This window comes from Novosphingobium fuchskuhlense (assembly GCF_001519075.1).
GTDB classification, from domain to species: domain Bacteria; phylum Pseudomonadota; class Alphaproteobacteria; order Sphingomonadales; family Sphingomonadaceae; genus Novosphingobium; species Novosphingobium fuchskuhlense.
In genome coordinates this window covers 669,867-686,066 of the sequence record NZ_KQ954245.1, presented here as the reverse complement: position 1 = coordinate 686,066, position 16,200 = coordinate 669,867, and the positions used below count along the sequence as shown (strand labels likewise).

Sequence of the window (16,200 nt, the reverse complement as noted above, 5' to 3'; positions counted from 1 at the left end):
TCCAGCGCATCTTAGCGCGGCACCGAGACGAACTGTTCGCGTCGAGAATGGCGTTGGTCGAAGAGGGCTGCGGCGTGATCCTCGTCGAGGATGATAACGTGCGGGCAAAGCCGCGCGAGGGATAGGCGTTCCGGTGACGTCTCGCCAAATGCTAATGCTGCTCGCCGCCGCAGTGCTTGGCCCGGTTGCAAGCGGCGCCGCGCGTGGGCAAGCGCTGGATGCCGGGGCCGAAGCGGCCAGCGACGAGGTCCGGGCCGGGCTGAGCTGGAGCGGTGGTGCCGCGTCAGCTTCGGTCGATGCTAGGCTTGACGTCAGTGGGATCGATACGACGGCTCGAGCGGTGCTGCTGCGCGGAGCACGGCGCCACGGCAGGGCGGACATCCTTGTCGATCTCGCGGTGGGTCGGGACTGGTCGATGGGCGCGATCACCTTGCGCACCGAGCTTGCCGGCCACATCTTTTCGGGCGCTGCGCAGCGCATGGATTTTGCAGAATTGGTACTGGGTGCGCGCTACGGCATCGGACCGCTCCGCCTTGTCGCAACGGCATGGTATGCCCCAAGGCAGAGCACGATTGGCGGTGACAACCTCCATCTACGCGGCTCGGTAGACGGCGGGCTGCCTGGCCTGCCGATAACGCTGGCGGCAAGCCTTGGTTACACGACTGGCCGCGGCGACGGTCCGCGCGCGATCAGGCTGCGACCGGGGGGAGACTATGCGGACTGGAAACTCACTGCCGAGTATGCACGCTATCCGCTCATGTTCGGGCTAGACTATGTCGGTACCGATATCGGCGACCGGGCAGCGCGAAGGGCTTTGCCGTTTGCCGATCCGGCGGGCGCGGGAGACCGGATCGTTGCACGCATGCGATTTTCGTTCTGAAGGCTGTCAGCCCCGGAGCGTGCGGTTGAACAGGCGTCTGATCAACCAGGGTTCCAGCAGGCGGCCGAGCAGCCAGAGCGCGGCGAAGATGCCGGCAAAGACATAGGCAGGCGTGGGCGAGAACCCTTCCGGCTCGCTGTCCGTCTTATTCTTGTCCTTGGCATCCTTCTTGTCGTCCTTGGGCTTTTCCGGCGCCGGGGCACCGAGGAACTTGTCGACCGGGTTGAGCTGGATTTCGGCTTTCTTGTCCTTCTTCCCGGCATCCTTCTTGGCGGATTCCGCCGCCTTGGGCTTTTCGAGCATTCCGAGGAAAACCGTGAGTTGGGCGACGGCCAGAAACAGCAGCGGCGCGAGGAAGCACCACAGCAGGGCGCGGCTGACAAGGTGATAGCGCAGCACAGCACCTTCACCGGCCGGGACGATCCGCAAGGTACCGGAATCGACCACTGAAAGCGGGTCCTGCGCCAACTGGTCCTTCTTGGACACCGACACCACATCGCCCATCCGGGCATGGGTGGTTCCGGCATGGGAGAACAGCGGGGCAAGCCTGTCGAACGCCTCGTCCGCGCCCAGGCTGGCCGGGAGCGGGACTTCGCCTCGGATATGCCAGATCCAGGCGATCAGACGCAGGAGCGACGGGCGTTCAGCAGGGGTGATCATGGAGTCAGCCGAGGCGGCTTCAAGCGAGGCCACCGGTTATTCTGCCGGAACCGCAGTGGCCGTGTCCCGTGCGAACAAGGGCGTGCGGGTTGCTCGCTCCCGGTAAGCCCGCCAGCCTTCGGCGAAGGGATAGAGCATCTGTTCGCGGATCGACATGCGGCGGCCGCCTTCCATCCCGAGAAGTTCGGCTTCGCCATCGATGCAGGTGCCGAACATGCGGTCGATGAAGATGAAGGTGTTGGAATAGTTGCTGCGCGTCGATTCGAAATCCTGCGAGTGGTGCAAGCTGTGATGCTCGGTGGTGTTGAAGATGTAGCGCCACCAGCGCGGGCTGTTGAAGCGCACGTTGATGTGCTGATACGCCCCGACCGACATGCCGATGGCCCCGGCGAGGAGGAAGGCGCGCGGCACGAAATCGAACAGGCCGCCGATGCCGAGGCCGATCAGAAACAGCTCGAGCGGATTGCCTACCGCGCCTTTGTGGACGTTGAGCTGGGTGATGTAGTGATGCACCGAATGCGGCAGCCACAGCGGGTACCAGTTGTGCATTCCGCGGTGCATCCAGTACTGGCCGAAATCGAAGATGAAGATGATCAGGAAAGCCTGAACGAGAAGCGGCAAGCTTGTGAACCAGACGAGCTTGTCGAGGTGCAGCCCCGTCTGCATCGCCTCAATCGCAGCATCGGCGCCGATGTAGTTGTCGGCCAGCCGCACCATTGTCGTCGCCACGCCGACATAGAAGAGGTCGGTCGCCAGTTCCTTCCACGTGATCTGCCAGCTCTTGTAGCGCGGGTTCACGAATTCGAGGATCTGCAGAAGGATGCGGAAGCCGATGCCGATGCCGATCGCGGTGGAGGCCTTCGCGATCGAATTGGGGGCATAGTACCAGAAGGCGACCATCCCGAAGAGGACGGCGGGCTGGAACCAGGTGAAGAACAGGCGCTTGAACGTGCCGCCTTCGACCTGCGGAACATTTTCCCAGCCGATTGTAACCGGCGACTGGGTTCCAACAACGCGCTTCCCGACTCGAATACCGTCCATTCCAGACCCCCATGGTGCGGTGCAGCGAGGGGAGGATGGCAAATATTTGACGGGCGTCAAGCCCGTAGCTTCGGGGCCTTTCGGGCATTTTCTGCCGCAGTACTGCGCCGTATGCGCTGCACTGCGGCATGAGTATTACGATTTATTACGTCAGAGGTTCTCGAGCACATACTCGGCCGCGGAGACCTTGAAGTCGCCCGGGGCTTCGACGTGAAGCTGCTCGACAGTGCCGTCGTTGATAACCATGGCAAAACGCTGGCCGCGGATGCCAAGGCCGAAGCCGGTGCCATCCATGGTGAGGCCAAGCGCCTTGGCGAAATCGCCATTGCCGTCCGCCAGCATGGTCACGTCCGCCGAACCGGCAGCCGCGCCCCAGGCCTTCATCACGAAGGGATCGTTGACCGCGGTGCAGACGATTTCGTCGATGCCCTTGGCGCGGAGTTCGGCCGCCTTCTCGACGAAACCGGGCAGGTGCTTGGCCGAGCAGGTGGGGGTGAAGGCACCCGGCACCGAGAACAGCGCGACGCGCTTGCCGGCAAAGTATTCGCCCGACTGCACCGCGTCGATGCCGTCGGTGGTCGCCTTCACTAGCTTCACGTCGGGCAGCTTGTCTCCAACAGCAATCGTCATGGCAAGTATCCTCTTGTCTCGGGGGTTTTGATCTGTGCGCTGATCCGCAAGGGTGGATATAAGCGCGGTGTGTGACAGCGCAACCATTGCTCTGCCCGTTGCTGCACTGCGGACCCTCGATCAGCTGTGCGCCTGCACGGCCAACCGGTGGGCTGAGCCAAGCGTTCCGTATGGGCAGCCGCGCTGATGATGCCCAGGGCCGGTGGCGCTTGTGGCTAAACAGGCCTCGTGCCCATAAGGGCGGTCTCAGGACCTGATATAAAGACATCTTTATATAAAAATTGCGCATTGGCGAGAGGCCCGCTAAGGGGGCGATGTAACGCCCTTCCTGATGGAGGGCCTTTTTCGTTCGAACTCGCATTCTTGGAGACTGCCTCGTGGCCAGCGTGCTTGACGCCCAGAAGGATTATGTGATCGCCGATATCGGCCTGGCCGACTTCGGGCGCGCCGAAATCAGGATTGCCGAAACCGAGATGCCCGGCCTGATGGCCCTGCGCGAGGAATTCGGTCCGTCGCAGCCGCTCAAGGGCGCCCGCATCACCGGGTCGCTCCACATGACGATCCAGACTGCCGTGCTGATCGAGACACTGGTCGCGCTTGGTGCCGACGTGCGCTGGGCCACCTGCAACATCTTCTCGACGCAGGATCACGCCGCTGCCGCCATCGCCGCAGCCGGGATTCCCGTGTTCGCCGTAAAGGGTGAGAGCCTGGCCGAGTACTGGGACTACGTCGGCTCGATCTTCGACTGGGATGACGGCAACGGCCAGACCGCCAACATGATCCTCGACGATGGCGGCGATGCCACCATGTTCGCGCTGTGGGGCGCGCGCGTCGAGGCGGGCGAGACGCTGTTCGAGCCCAGCAACGCCGAGGAAATCGAGTTCGTTCGCGCGCTCACCGCGTTTCTCAAGAAGAAGCCCGGCTACCTCACGGAATCGGTCAAGAACATCAAGGGCGTCTCGGAAGAGACCACCACCGGCGTCCACCGTCTTTATCAGATCGCCAAGGACGGCAAGCTGCCGTTCCCCGCAATCAACGTGAACGACAGCGTGACCAAGTCGAAGTTCGACAACCTCTATGGCTGCAAGGAATCGCTGGTCGATGCGATCCGCCGCGCCACCGACGTCATGCTCGCCGGCAAGGTCGCCTGCGTCGCGGGCTTCGGTGATGTGGGCAAGGGTTCGGCCGCTTCGCTGCGCCAGGGCGGCGCCCGCGTTATGGTGACCGAAATCGATCCGATCTGCGCGCTGCAGGCGGCGATGGAAGGCTATGAAGTCGTCATCATGGAAGAAGCGGTCAAGCGCTGCGACATCTTCGTGACCGCGACCGGCAACGAAGACGTTATCACCGCCGATCACATGAAGGCGATGAAGCCGATGTCGATCGTGTGCAATATCGGCCACTTCGACAGCGAGATCCAGATCGCTGCCCTCTCGAACTACAAGTGGACCGAAGTGAAGCCTGGCACCGACCTCGTCGAGTTCCCGGACGGCAAGCAGATCATCGTGCTTGCCAAGGGCCGCCTCGTGAACCTGGGCTGCGCCACTGGCCACCCCAGCTTCGTGATGAGCGCCAGCTTCACCAACCAGACGCTGGCCCAGATCGAGCTGTTCACCAAGGCCGAGCAGTACAAGAACGAAGTCTACGTCCTGCCCAAGCACCTCGACGAGAAGGTCGCGGCGCTGCACCTTGCCAAGCTCGGCGTGCAGCTTTCGCAGCTGTCCGAAAAGCAGGCGTCGTACATCGGCGTTCCGCTGCAGGGGCCGTTCAAGCCCGATCACTACCGCTACTGAGGTCGCGTTCGGTTCGGGCCGTCACTGCTCTGAAAAGGAAGGCCTGCGTGGAAGCGCAGGCCTTCTTCATATCGGGCACCCGGAAAGGGCCGCGACCCCACAGCTTGTGCCTGACGCGTCATTGTAATTTGCCTCGGCCCACCCTAGCCAGAGAGGGATGGTCCTGCCGCCGTTTGCCCTTGTATTGATCGCGCTGGTCCTCGCCGCCTGGACGCTGGGAGCGGCCTGGGCCGTGCTGTCCGCGCGCGGCCGACTGGCCCGTGCGGAGGCGACACAGCGCCTGGCCCGGCGGCTGTCGCGGATGATCGAGGAAGCGCCAGCCTTGCCGTTGCTTGTCCGGGCGGACGGACGAATCGAGGGGCCCTCGCGCCTGGCAGGCTGGTTCGGGCTCGATGCGATGCCGGGGTTCCTCAGCGAACTTGATGCGGGCGACCACGGCTTCGATGAAGTCCAGCTCTCCCAGCTCAGCGACGCTGTGCGCAAGGCGCAGAAGACCGGCACGCCCTTCGAATTGGCCCTGAGCCCGCGCGGCGGTCGGCGCAGCCTTGGTGCGCGGGGGCATCTGGCCGATCCGCAAGTCTCGCCGGGCGGCGCCGCGCTGGTGTGGTTCTTCGACTTCACCGAAAGCGTGGGGGAGCTGCGCAAGCTGCGCGCTGAAGCCGCATCCGCCCGGGCCGACTTTGCCGCGCTTGCCGGTTTGATCGAGGCGGCGCCGTTGCCGATGTGGTTCCGCGGGCCGGACATGGCGCTGCGGCTTGTCAACAGTGCCTATGTGAAGGCTGTCGGCGCGGCGAATGCGGCGGATGTCGTGTCGGCCGGGACCGAGCTGATCGAGCCGGTCGATGGCGTCAGTGCGGCCAAGATCGCCGAGCAGGTCTTCGCGCGCCGCCTGCCGGTCGAGCGCGTGGTCTCCGCCACCGTCGGCGGACAGCGCCGCTCGATCCGGGTCTCCGATCTGCCGCTCGGCGAGGATGGTGTCGCCGGTTATGCGGTCGATACCGAGGAAATGGAGGAACTGCAGCGCCAGTTCCGCCGCTTCCGGGAAGCTCAGCGCGAGATGCTCGACACGCTCTCGGCCGGGATTGCCCAGTTCGACGAGAAGCGAAACCTCGTTTTCGCCAACCAGCCGTTCCTGCGCATCTTCAGTGTGCCGCAAGCCTGGGTGGTCGATACGCCGCCCTTCGACCGCGTGCTTGACCGCATGCGCGACAGCGCGCGCCTCCCCGAAGTGCGCGACTTTCCCGAATGGCGGCGTGAGCGACAGGGCTGGTTCCTCTCGCGCGAGCCGCGGGAGGAATCCTGGCACCTTGGAGATGGCACGCACTTGCGCGTGATAGGCCAGCCGATGCCGGACGGCGGTCTGCTCATGATCTTCGAGGATCGCACCGAGCAGCTCCAGCTTTCCGCGACCCGTGATACCTTGCTCCGCACCCGTACCGCGACGTTCGACAATCTGTTCGAATCGCTGGCCGTATTCGGACCGGATGGCCGTCTGCAGCTGTGGAATCGGCGCTTTGCCAGCGAGCTGGCCCTTGAAGAGGAATTCCTTGCCACGCATCCGCGTGCGGATGCGCTGCTCAACCGCATCGCAAAGATGCTCAAACGCCCGGCGCAGGTCAGTACGATCGGGCAGGTGATCCAGTCCGCCTCGCTCGATCGCAAGCAGCAGAGCGGGCGCATTGTCATGGCGGACGGGCGCTCGTTCGCCATGGCCGGGGTGCCGCTGCCCGATGGCAACGGCCTGCTCACGGTGCTCGATATCACCGATTCCGAAAAGGCCGAGGCGGCGCTGCGCGAACGCAATGCCGCGCTGGTCGAGGCGGATGCGGTCAAGACCCGCTTCATCGCCAACATGAGCTATGAATTCCGCACGCCGCTTACTTCGATCGGCGGTTTTGCCGAACTTCTCCAGAGCGGCATGGCCGGCGAACTGACACCGCAGGCGCATGAGTATGTCAACGCGATCCTTACCTCGGTCGAGCGGCTTGGGGAGCAGATCGAGAACGTGCTGGATCTTTCGCAGAGCGAGGCGGGCACGCTGCCCCTCGCGGCCGAACCGGTCGATCTGTTCCCGCTGCTCGGCGATGTCGTGCGCGAGCGGGCCGAGCGACTTGCCGAAGCAGGCATAACGCTAGACCTGCGCGGCAGCAGCGCCATCGGCAGCGCAACCGGAGACCGGCGGCGGCTGCGGCGGTTGTTCGGCCAGCTTATCGACAACGCCATCACCGCGACGCCCAAGGGTGGGCGCATCCTTGTCGAGGCATCACGCCGCAAGGCCGGGAAGAGCGGCAAGAGCGCGCTGCAGGTTGTCGTCTCCGACAACGGCAAGGGCATGGACCCCGCTGAACTGGCCCGGGCGCTTGAGGGGCTGAAGATCAGCCCGGACGGTCGCTCGGTGGAACGGCGCGGCGGCGTCGGCCTGCCGCTGGTGCGCCAACTGGTGGCAGCCCATGGCGGAACATTCGAGCTATTGTCCGAAAAAGGCGAGGGAACCAGTGCCATGGTGACGCTGCCGTGAAGGAGTTTCGGCCATGATTGTGCCCCTTCCTGACCTCGCCGCCACCGATGCGCTGGCCAGACGCATTGCCGGCCTGCTTCATCCGGGCGATGTCATCGCGCTGAGCGGCGGCCTTGGTGCCGGCAAGACGACCATGGCCCGCGCGATCATCTCAGCGCTTGGCTATGCGGGCGAAGTGCCAAGCCCCAGCTTCGCGATCATCGAAGTCTATGATCCGCCGGCACTTCGACTGCGCGTGGTCCATGCCGATTTCTACCGGCTCGAAGACCCCGAGGAAGTGGCCGAACTGGGCCTCGACGACTATCGCGCCGATGCGGTCTTGATCGCCGAATGGCCAGAGCATGCGGGCGGCTTTGCCCATGAGCCGGGATGCCTCTCGATGCGGTTCGAAATCGGCGAAAACGAGCGCGTCGCCATTGTCGAAGCCGGTCCGGATTGGCTAGAGCGCAGGGGATGGACGTGACCCCTTCCGAGACTGCTGTTGCAGCAAGCCAGTTGCCCGAGGCTGCCGATTCCTTCCTGGTCGCCGCAGGCTGGGCTGACGCCGCGGTCGAGCCGATTCCCGGCGATGCTTCGGCCCGCCGCTATTTCCGCCTGCGCAAGAGCGATCAGACGGCCATGCTGATGCACGCACCGCCGCCGGGAGAGGATCCCGAGCCATTCCTGCGCGCGGCCCGCTGGCTCGACGCCAATGGTCTGCGCGCGCCGGAAATCTATGCCGAGGATTCCGCGAAGGGTTTCGTCCTACTGCAGGATTTTGGCGAAGTGCGCATGCGCGAATACCTCGATGCCTGGCCGCAGGACGAGCGCGAGGTCTATACCCACGCGGTCGGGGCCTTGCTGCAGTTGCACCGCCTGCCAGCTGGGCCGTTCACGCTCTACTCGCTCGCCGAATACCAGCGCGAGGCGCGGCTGTTCGTCGAATGGTACTGCCCGGCGCAGGGCCTTTCCGTCGATCTGGCGGGTTGGACGCAGGCCTGGGAGCAGGTGCTCGGCCCGCTGTTGTCGCGCCAGCGTCCCGGCGTGACGGTGCTGCGTGATTATCACGCAGAAAACATCATGCTTGAAGGCGGGCTCGACAGGCAGGGCCTGCTCGATTTCCAGGACGCGCTTGTGGGCCACGCCGCCTATGATCTGGTCTCGTTGCTGCAGGATGCCCGGCGCGATGTCGACCCTGCGCTGGAGGAGGAGATGCTGGCGCACTATATTGCGGCAAGCGGCGCAGACAGGCACTTTGCTGAGGACTACGCGCGGCTCGGCGCGCAGCGCAACGCCAAGATTGTCGGCATTTTCGTTCGGCTGTGGCGGCGCGACGGCAAGCCGCGCTATCTCGATTACATCCCGCGCGTGTGGAGCTTGCTCGAACGCGATCTGGCGCACCCCGCGCTCGCGCCGGTGGCAGGATGGTTTGATGCCAATATCCCGGCAGAACTGCGCGATCCGGCATCGGGTCGCCTTGGCGGGGTGTTTGCGGCATGAACAAGCTCGCAAGCGATGCGGCGATGGTGCTTGCCGCGGGGATCGGGAAGCGCATGCGCCCGCTCACCGCCACCCGGCCGAAGCCGCTGGTCCGGGTCGACGGACGGCCGCTGATCGATCACAGCCTCGACAAGCTCGTCGAGGCCGGTGTCTCGCGCGCGGTGGTCAACGTCCATTACCTGCCTGGCCAGATCGAGGCCCATCTGGAGCAGCGCAGCGCGCCGGCCATCGCGATTTCGGACGAGCGGGAGGCTCTGCTCGAAACCGGTGGCGGCATGGTCAAGGCATTGCCGCTGATCGATGCCGATCCGTTCTTCTGCCTAAACAGCGACAACGTCTGGCTTGATGGCCCGCAAAACGTGTTTGCAGCGCTGAGCGATGCATGGGATCCCGCGCAGATGGATGCGCTGTTGCTGCTGGTCAGCCATGCCCGTGCGTTCAATTACAACGGGCGCGGGGATTTCCATCTCGATCCGCTGGGACGGATCACCCGTCGCAAGCCGGGCCGCGTCGCCCCGTTTATCTACACCGGCATCCAGATTGTCTCTCACCGCCTGCTGCGCGAGGCACCAAAGGGCGCGTTCTCCACCGGTGTGCTGTGGGACCGGGCGATTGACGAAGGCCGGCTTTACGGCATCTCGCATAGCGGGCTGTGGTTCGAAGTCGGAGCGCCGCAGATGATCGCGCCGACCGAAGCCGCCTTGCAGCGTGGCTGACAGCAAGCCGAGCGTCTATTCGATTGCCGCGCACCGCGGCTTTGCCGACGCGCTCGTTGCCGGGCTGATCCCGCGCTATCACGAGGAAGGCTTCGGCCTGGCCCGGCTGACGCTGCTGCTGCCGAGCAGCCGCGCGGTGCGCATCGTCACCGAGGCGTTCATTCGCGCAAGTGGTGCGGATGGCCGGGACGAGCAAAGCAGGAGCGGGGGCCTGCTGCTCCCACGCATGGCGGTAGTCGGCGATCTCGATCTCGACGAGACCCTGGGGCCGCTGCTCGATCCGCTGGGGCAGGGGACTGAACTTCCGCCGGCTGCCGATCCTGTGCTGCGCGTTCTGGCGCTGGCAGACATGCTGCGCAGTGATCCCGAGACGCGCACCACGTCTGCGCCGGGATTGCTGCGGCAGGCCCGCGCGCTCGCCCGGGCGATGGACCGGCTTGCGGTGGAAGATGTCGCGCTCGAGGCTCTGCTTGATCCCGCGGTGGTGGGCCTGGTTGGCGATCTTGCCGAACACTGGCAACGCGGCACCGCGCAATTTGCCCGTCTGCTCGCACGGTGGCGGGCGCACTGCGAGGCGCGCGGGGAGATCGACGCTCCGGTTCGCCGCAATCTCCTGCTCTCCCATGTTGCGCAGCATTGGCGAGAAAATCCCCCGGCCTATCCCGTGGTTGCCGCAGGCGTTACTTCTGCGGCACCCGCCGTGGCCCGATTGCTGCGCAGCATTGCTGATCTGCCGCGCGGCGCGGTGATCCTCCCCGATCTTGATCTGGCGCTGCCCGATGCCGTCTGGGATGCACTGGGCGTGGCCGGCAATGGCGACACCCCGGACGCCCCTGTCTTCGGGCGCGGCGATGTGGCGACCCATCCGCAGTACCATCTCAAACTGCTGCTCGCCCGCATGGGGATTTCGCGCGGGGAAGTGCAGGCGTGGCACCGGTCCGGCCCCGCAGCGGCCCCACCCGAACGCAGCCGCGCCATCTCGAACCTGTTCCTGCCGCCCGAGGCGAGCACGTTATGGGCTTCGCTTCCGCCCGAAGCGCGGCGTCTGTCAGGCGTCCGCCTCATGGAAACGGCGCATCCGGAAGAGGAAGCGCAGGCAATTGCCGTGCTGGTGCGCGAAGCTCTGATGGTGCCGGAGAAGCGGGTCGCCGTGATCACGCCTGACCGCGATCTTGCCCAGCGGCTTGTGGCCCATCTCGAGCGCTGGGGCATTGCCGCCGACGACACGGCAGGCCGCCCGCTGTCGCAGACCCCCGCCGGGCGTGTGCTGCTGCAACTGGCTGAGATCGCCGCAACCAGTGCCGCGCCGGTGCCGCTGCTGGCGCTGCTCGGCCATCCTCTGGTTCGGCGCGGAGAGGGCAGGGCGTCGTGGCTCGAACGGGTGCGCGAGCTCGATCTTCTCCTGCGTGGCCCGCGTCCCGGGCCCGGGCTCGAAGCCGTCCGCCGCGCGGTGGCGGCGAAGGAGAAGGATCATCCCGGTCTTGCCGCATGGTGGGACGAGGTGGCGACAGAGCTTGCGCCCCTCGTCGATGATGCCGCGCCGCCCTCGCTTGCGATCGGGCTCGATCGTCTGGCGGATGTGGCGGAGCGGCTGTGCGGTCCGGCGATCTGGGCAGAGGCGGACGGCCGCGCGCTGGCCGCGTTCGTCGAACAGTGGCGGGATGCCGCACAGGCGAGTGCCCTGCCGGTGGAACCCGCCGATCTCCATGCCCTGCTCAGCGATGCGCTGGCCGAGATCGCAGTGCGCCCCCCTTATGGCGGGCACCCGCGCCTCGCGATCTATGGTCTGCTCGAAGCGCGCATGAGCCGGGCGGATCTTGTGATTTGCGCCGGGATGACCGAGGGGACCTGGCCCGCGGCGCCGGCGCCCGATCCGCTGCTCGCTCCGCCCGTGCTGCGCGCGCTCGGCATTCCGGGGGCGGATTTCCGCATCGGTCTTGCCGCGCACGATCTGGCCGCCGCGCTTGGCGCGCCGGAAGTCGTACTCAGCCATGCCGCACGCGATGCGGCGGGGCCTGTCATTCCCTCGCGCTTCCTCCTGCGCATCCGCGCCATGCTGGGACGCGAACTTGAGCGCGAAACAGGGGCGGTGCGCATTGCGCGCCTCGTCGACGCGGCCCCACCGGTCGCGCCGTATCCGCAGCCTGCGCCCATGCCGAGCGCCGAGCAGCGGCGGGTCAGCATTTCCTCCACCGCGCTGGACCGGCTGCGCGGCGATCCTTACCAGTTCTATGCGCAGGCCATTCTGGGGCTGCGTACCCTCGATCTGCTCGATGCCGCACCCACGGCGGCGTGGCGGGGGACAGCGGTGCATGAGGTGCTGAAGCAATGGCACGATGCCGGTAGCCAGCGCGGTGCCTTGCTGCCGCTGGCGGAGCAAAAGCTTGCCGCGATGAGCGCACACCCGTTCATGCGCGGCCTGTGGCGGCCGCGCCTGCTGGCGGCGCTGCAGTGGGTCGAGGACTACGACGCCGAACTCGCGCTGCAGGGCCGTTTGCCGGTGCTGTGGGAGAAGACCGGTGCGGTTCTGATCAAGGGTGTCAGGCTCCATGGCCGGGCGGACCGGATCGACCGTCTCGCCGACGGGACGCTGGCGGTGGTCGACTACAAGACGGGGAAGCCGCCTTCGGGACGCATGGTGCAGGAAGGTTTTGCCTTGCAGCTGGGGCTGGTTGGCCTGATCGCCGAACGCGGCGGGTTCGAGGGACTTGGTGGCACGGCGCACCGCTTCGAATACTGGTCGCTGCAGAAGAAGGCGGACAGTTTCGGCTACTGCGAAGAGCCGGTGCTGGAAGGCAAGAAGAAGACCGGCCTCTCGCGGGAGGATTTTGTGCCCGAGACGCTGCGCTATCTTACCGAGGCCATCGACAAGTGGATCCTCGGCGACGAACCCTTCACAGCGCGGCCCAATCCGGATCTGCCCGGCTACACCGATTATGACCAGCTCATGCGGCTCGAGGAGTGGCAGGGCCGGGAGGCGAGCACCGCATGAGCCAGGTCTATCCGCTGCAGGACAACCAGCGCCTTGCCGTTCAGCCGGAGCGGACGGTGTGGCTGTCTGCCTCTGCCGGTACGGGCAAGACGCAGGTTCTCTCCGCGCGCGTCCTGCGCCTGCTGCTGCAGGACGGCGTCTCGCCCGACCAGATCCTGTGCCTCACCTTCACCAAGGCGGGCGCGGCGGAAATGGCCACGCGGGTGAACGATGTTCTTGCCCGCTGGGTGCGCCTGCCAGAAACCCAACTGGCCCGCGAGCTTGGCGATATCGGTGCCTCTATGGGGCCGCAGACCGTTGCCCGCGCGCGCAGCCTGTTTGCCGCAGTGCTCGATTGTCCGGGCGGGGGCCTGCGGATCGAGACGATCCACGCCTTCTCGCAGTGGCTGCTCGGGGCCTTTCCGGCGGAGGCAGGGCTGGTGCCCGGCACGCGTGCGATGGAAGACCGCGACCGCGATCTGCTGCTGCGCGAGGTGCTGGCCACGTTGCTGATCGAGGCGCAGCAGCAGGGCGACGAGGCCCTGTTCAACGCGCTTGAAGACCTCAGCCTGCGCATGGGCGAGGACGCCGTGCCCGCCTTTCTGCTGCGCTGCGCTTCGGCTCATGACCTGTGGGAGGGCCCGGGTGCATGGCAGCCGCCGCTCCGTCCGCGGATCAACCGGCTGCTCGGGCTCGATGCGGAGGAAGACGGCTCGGGGCTCGCCGATCTGGTCCGCGACAGCGTATTCGACGTGCGGGCCGTCGAGGTCTGCATGGAAGCCAATCGGCGCTGGGGCACTAAGTCCGGGCTCGACAGCGCAGCGATAATGAAGGACTGGCTGGAGGCATTGCCGACAGCTCGGATGGCAGGGCTGGACGATTTTGCGCGTCAGTTCGTAAACAAAGACGGCAGCGCCAAGTCGCCGCGCTATCTGATCAAGCACGAGCCGCAGTATGCCGATTACCAGCTCAGCGTGATCGAGGATTTGCAGCGGGTGCAGGAGATGCGGGCGCTCATCGATCTGGCCGCCCGCCTCGATCCCGCGCTCACCCTTGGCCGCCGCTTCGCGCTCGCCTGGGGCGAGGCGAAGGTCCGAGAGGGCTTTATTGATTTCGATGACCAGATCCGTGCCGCTGCCGATCTGCTGACCAGGCAGGCCCCGGCCGAATGGATCCGCTACAAGCTAGACCGCCGCTTCGATCACATCCTTGTCGATGAAGCGCAGGATACCAATGCGGCGCAATGGCGGATCGTGCTCGACGGGCTCGTCGGCGATTTCTTCAGCGGCGAAGGGCAGCGCGGTGAGGCCAATCGGACCCTGTTCGTGGTGGGCGACTACAAGCAGGCTATCTTCGGTTTTCAGGGCACCAGTCCGGAAAATTTCGCGCTTGCCCGGGAACGCGTGCGGCGCGAACTGGATGCCCTCGCGGCAGTGACAGCCGATCCCGGCAAGGCGCTTCTGCCACTGGGCCTCGGCCGGTCATACCGCACGGCTGCGTCGGTGCTCGCCTTCGTCGATCGCGCGATCAAGGCCATTGGTACCGAACGCTTCGGCCTGCCCGAGGCGCCGGAGCCGCACCGGGGCGATGAGGCGCGCCCCGGCATGGTCACGCTGTGGAAACCGGTCGGCGGCTCGGCGGACGAAGAAGATGAGGCTCCTGCCGGTGAGGGGGACGAAGGCGCCGAGACCTGGCTTTCGCGCCCGGACCGCGTGATGGCCGACCAGATCGCGCTGCAGGTGCGCCAATGGCTCGATGCAGGGTTTCCGCTGCATAAGGGCAGTCCGCGCCGTGCGACACCGGGCGATATCATGGTTCTGGTGCGTTCCAGGAAGGCGCTGGCAGGGTTGATTGTGGCGCGGCTTCATGCGCGCGGGGTTCCAGTGGCGGGCGTGGACCGGCTTCGGCTCGGTGCGCCGCTGGCGGTCAAGGACCTCGTCGCGGTGCTGCGCTTCTGTTCCCAGCCCCTCGACGATCTCAACCTCGCCTCGCTGCTGGTGTCGCCGCTGGTGGGCTGGTCGCAGGACATGCTGTTGCAGCACGGTTACCGCGCCAAGGGCACAGCGCTCTGGGATCATCTGCGCAGCACCGAAGGCCCGGAAACCCATGCCGCGATGGAGCAGCTGCGCGGCGCGCTGGCGAAGGCCGATTTTGGCACTCCGGCGCAATTGCTGCACTGGCTGCTGGTGGGGCCGTGGCAGGGTCGGCGCAGGCTGGTTGCGCGGCTTGGTGCCGAGGTCAACGACCCGATCGACGAACTGATCAATGCCGCCAGCGCCTATGCGGGCGGGCAGACACCGAGCCTTGTCGGCTTCCTGCAATGGTTCGATGCGGGCGATGGCGAGCTGAAGCGCGAGACAGGGCAGAAAGCCGATCTGGTGCGGGTGATGACGGTGCATGGCTCGAAGGGCCTCGAAGCGCCCATCGTGATCCTCGCCGATGCCGCTGCTGATCCCGGACAGGCCACGCGTGAGCTCGCGCTGATCGAGGACGTGGCGGGCGAGCGGCGCACCGTCCCGCTTCCGCCGCTGCGCAAGGCCGAACAGGCAGGACCGGTGCGCGTGGAAGCCGAGCGGGCAGCTGCTGCCGAGCGCGAGGAACACTGGCGGCTGCTCTATGTCGCGATGACGCGCGCGGAGGAGGCGCTGTTTATCGGCGGCGCGCTGCGCAGCCGCGACAAGGCCCCGCCCGAGGAAAGCTGGTATGCCCAGCTTGCCCCCCTGTTCGGGGATGAAGACGGCGAATGGCGTGAAGATCCGATCTGGGGCGCCTCCCGCCAGCTTGGCGGTCTGGGACCCTTGCCGCCAGCCGCTGCGGCCGTGCTGCAACCACCCGCTCCGTCCATCGACCTGCCCGAGTGGCTTGACGCCCCGCTGCCGGCCGAGCCGCGTCCGCCGCGCCCGCTCGCGCCGTCGAGGCTTGGCGAGGCAGATGAGGCCTCGGACCCGCCCTCGCGCCCCGGTCCCGCTGCGCGCATGGCGGCGCGGCGCGGGACGCTGATGCACCGGCTGATCGAGCGGTTGCCCGAACTGGCACCGGAAGCCCGGGAAGCGGCGGCACTTGGCTGGCTCTCGCGGATGGGACCAGAGTTTGCGGCAGAGGATCGGGCCGCCATGGCTGCTGCCGCGATCCGCGTGCTGGCGGAGCCCGCATGGGCCGAAGTATTCGGGCCCGGCTCGCTCGCCGAAGTCCCGATTGCCGCGGTGGTGGGAGAGCGTGTCGTGAGCGGCACGCTCGACCGCCTGTTGCTTCAGGAGGGCCGCGTGCAGGTTGTCGATTTCAAGACCGACCGGCGGCCGCCGCAAGGGATTGACGATGTGCCGCTTGCCAGTCTTCGCCAGATGGCCGCCTATGTCGCCGCGCTGGAGGTGATCTATCCGGGACGCCTGGTGGAAGCCGCGCTGCTCTATAGCCATACACCGCAGCTCATCGCGATCCCGGCGGCGCTGATGGCGGCGCACAAGCCTTCCCTTCAGGCAGCGCAGGAATCCTTTTAGCGCTGCTTTCTTGCA

General features: G+C 66.2%; 11 protein-coding genes. 8 read left to right on the top strand and 3 right to left on the bottom strand.

Going from position 1 to position 16,200, the window contains the following annotated elements:
- The first annotated feature begins 133 nt into the window (after nucleotides 1–133).
- Complete coding sequence (locus AQZ52_RS12945; protein WP_240481624.1) at nucleotides 134–880, top strand: TorF family putative porin; 747 nt, start codon at nucleotides 134–136, stop codon at nucleotides 878–880.
- A gap of 6 nt (nucleotides 881–886) precedes the next feature.
- On the opposite strand, the gene AQZ52_RS12940 is transcribed toward AQZ52_RS12945, so the two are convergent.
- The 3 genes from AQZ52_RS12940 to AQZ52_RS12930 all read right to left on the bottom strand — a co-directional run bounded on the left by AQZ52_RS12940 (nucleotide 887) and on the right by AQZ52_RS12930 (nucleotide 3,211).
- Nucleotides 887–1,540: a hypothetical protein gene (locus AQZ52_RS12940; RefSeq protein WP_067912168.1), complete on the bottom strand. Its 654-nt coding sequence runs from the start codon at nucleotides 1,538–1,540 to the stop codon at nucleotides 887–889.
- A gap of 36 nt (nucleotides 1,541–1,576) precedes the next feature.
- Nucleotides 1,577–2,581 (bottom strand): sterol desaturase family protein, encoded by a 1,005-nt coding sequence (locus AQZ52_RS12935; protein ID WP_067911407.1) that lies wholly within the window; start codon nucleotides 2,579–2,581, stop codon nucleotides 1,577–1,579.
- A gap of 150 nt (nucleotides 2,582–2,731) precedes the next feature.
- Nucleotides 2,732–3,211, bottom strand: a complete 480-nt coding sequence (locus tag AQZ52_RS12930) for a peroxiredoxin (protein ID WP_067911404.1) — start codon at nucleotides 3,209–3,211, stop codon at nucleotides 2,732–2,734.
- A gap of 377 nt (nucleotides 3,212–3,588) precedes the next feature.
- On the opposite strand from AQZ52_RS12930, the gene ahcY reads away from it, so the two are divergent.
- From ahcY to addA, 7 genes are all read left to right on the top strand, one after another.
- Nucleotides 3,589–5,004 carry an adenosylhomocysteinase gene (ahcY, locus tag AQZ52_RS12925; RefSeq protein WP_067911401.1) on the top strand — a complete coding sequence of 472 codons (1,416 nt, stop codon included), beginning with the start codon at nucleotides 3,589–3,591 and terminating at the stop codon, nucleotides 5,002–5,004.
- A gap of 157 nt (nucleotides 5,005–5,161) precedes the next feature.
- A complete protein-coding gene (locus AQZ52_RS12920; RefSeq protein ID WP_067911398.1) occupies nucleotides 5,162–7,522 on the top strand; it encodes a sensor histidine kinase in 2,361 nt (786 codons plus the stop codon).
- 13 nt (nucleotides 7,523–7,535) lie between these two features.
- A complete protein-coding gene (tsaE, locus tag AQZ52_RS12915; protein ID WP_067911395.1) occupies nucleotides 7,536–7,985 on the top strand; it encodes a tRNA (adenosine(37)-N6)-threonylcarbamoyltransferase complex ATPase subunit type 1 TsaE in 450 nt (149 codons plus the stop codon).
- Nucleotides 7,982–9,001, top strand: coding sequence for an aminoglycoside phosphotransferase family protein (locus AQZ52_RS12910; RefSeq protein WP_240481623.1), 1,020 nt, complete (start codon nucleotides 7,982–7,984; stop codon nucleotides 8,999–9,001). The genes tsaE and AQZ52_RS12910 overlap by 4 nt, the downstream gene beginning before the upstream one ends.
- Nucleotides 8,998–9,717: a nucleotidyltransferase family protein gene (locus AQZ52_RS12905; protein WP_067911389.1), complete on the top strand. Its 720-nt coding sequence runs from the start codon at nucleotides 8,998–9,000 to the stop codon at nucleotides 9,715–9,717. Before AQZ52_RS12910 ends, AQZ52_RS12905 begins: the two co-directional genes overlap by 4 nt.
- On the top strand, nucleotides 9,710–12,709 hold the full coding sequence (gene addB, locus AQZ52_RS12900) for a double-strand break repair protein AddB (protein WP_067911386.1): 3,000 nt from the start codon (nucleotides 9,710–9,712) through the stop codon (nucleotides 12,707–12,709). The genes AQZ52_RS12905 and addB overlap by 8 nt, the downstream gene beginning before the upstream one ends.
- Nucleotides 12,706–16,185, top strand: a complete 3,480-nt coding sequence (gene addA, locus AQZ52_RS12895) for a double-strand break repair helicase AddA (protein ID WP_082697931.1) — start codon at nucleotides 12,706–12,708, stop codon at nucleotides 16,183–16,185. Before addB ends, addA begins: the two co-directional genes overlap by 4 nt.
- The last annotated feature ends 15 nt before the right edge of the window (nucleotides 16,186–16,200 follow it).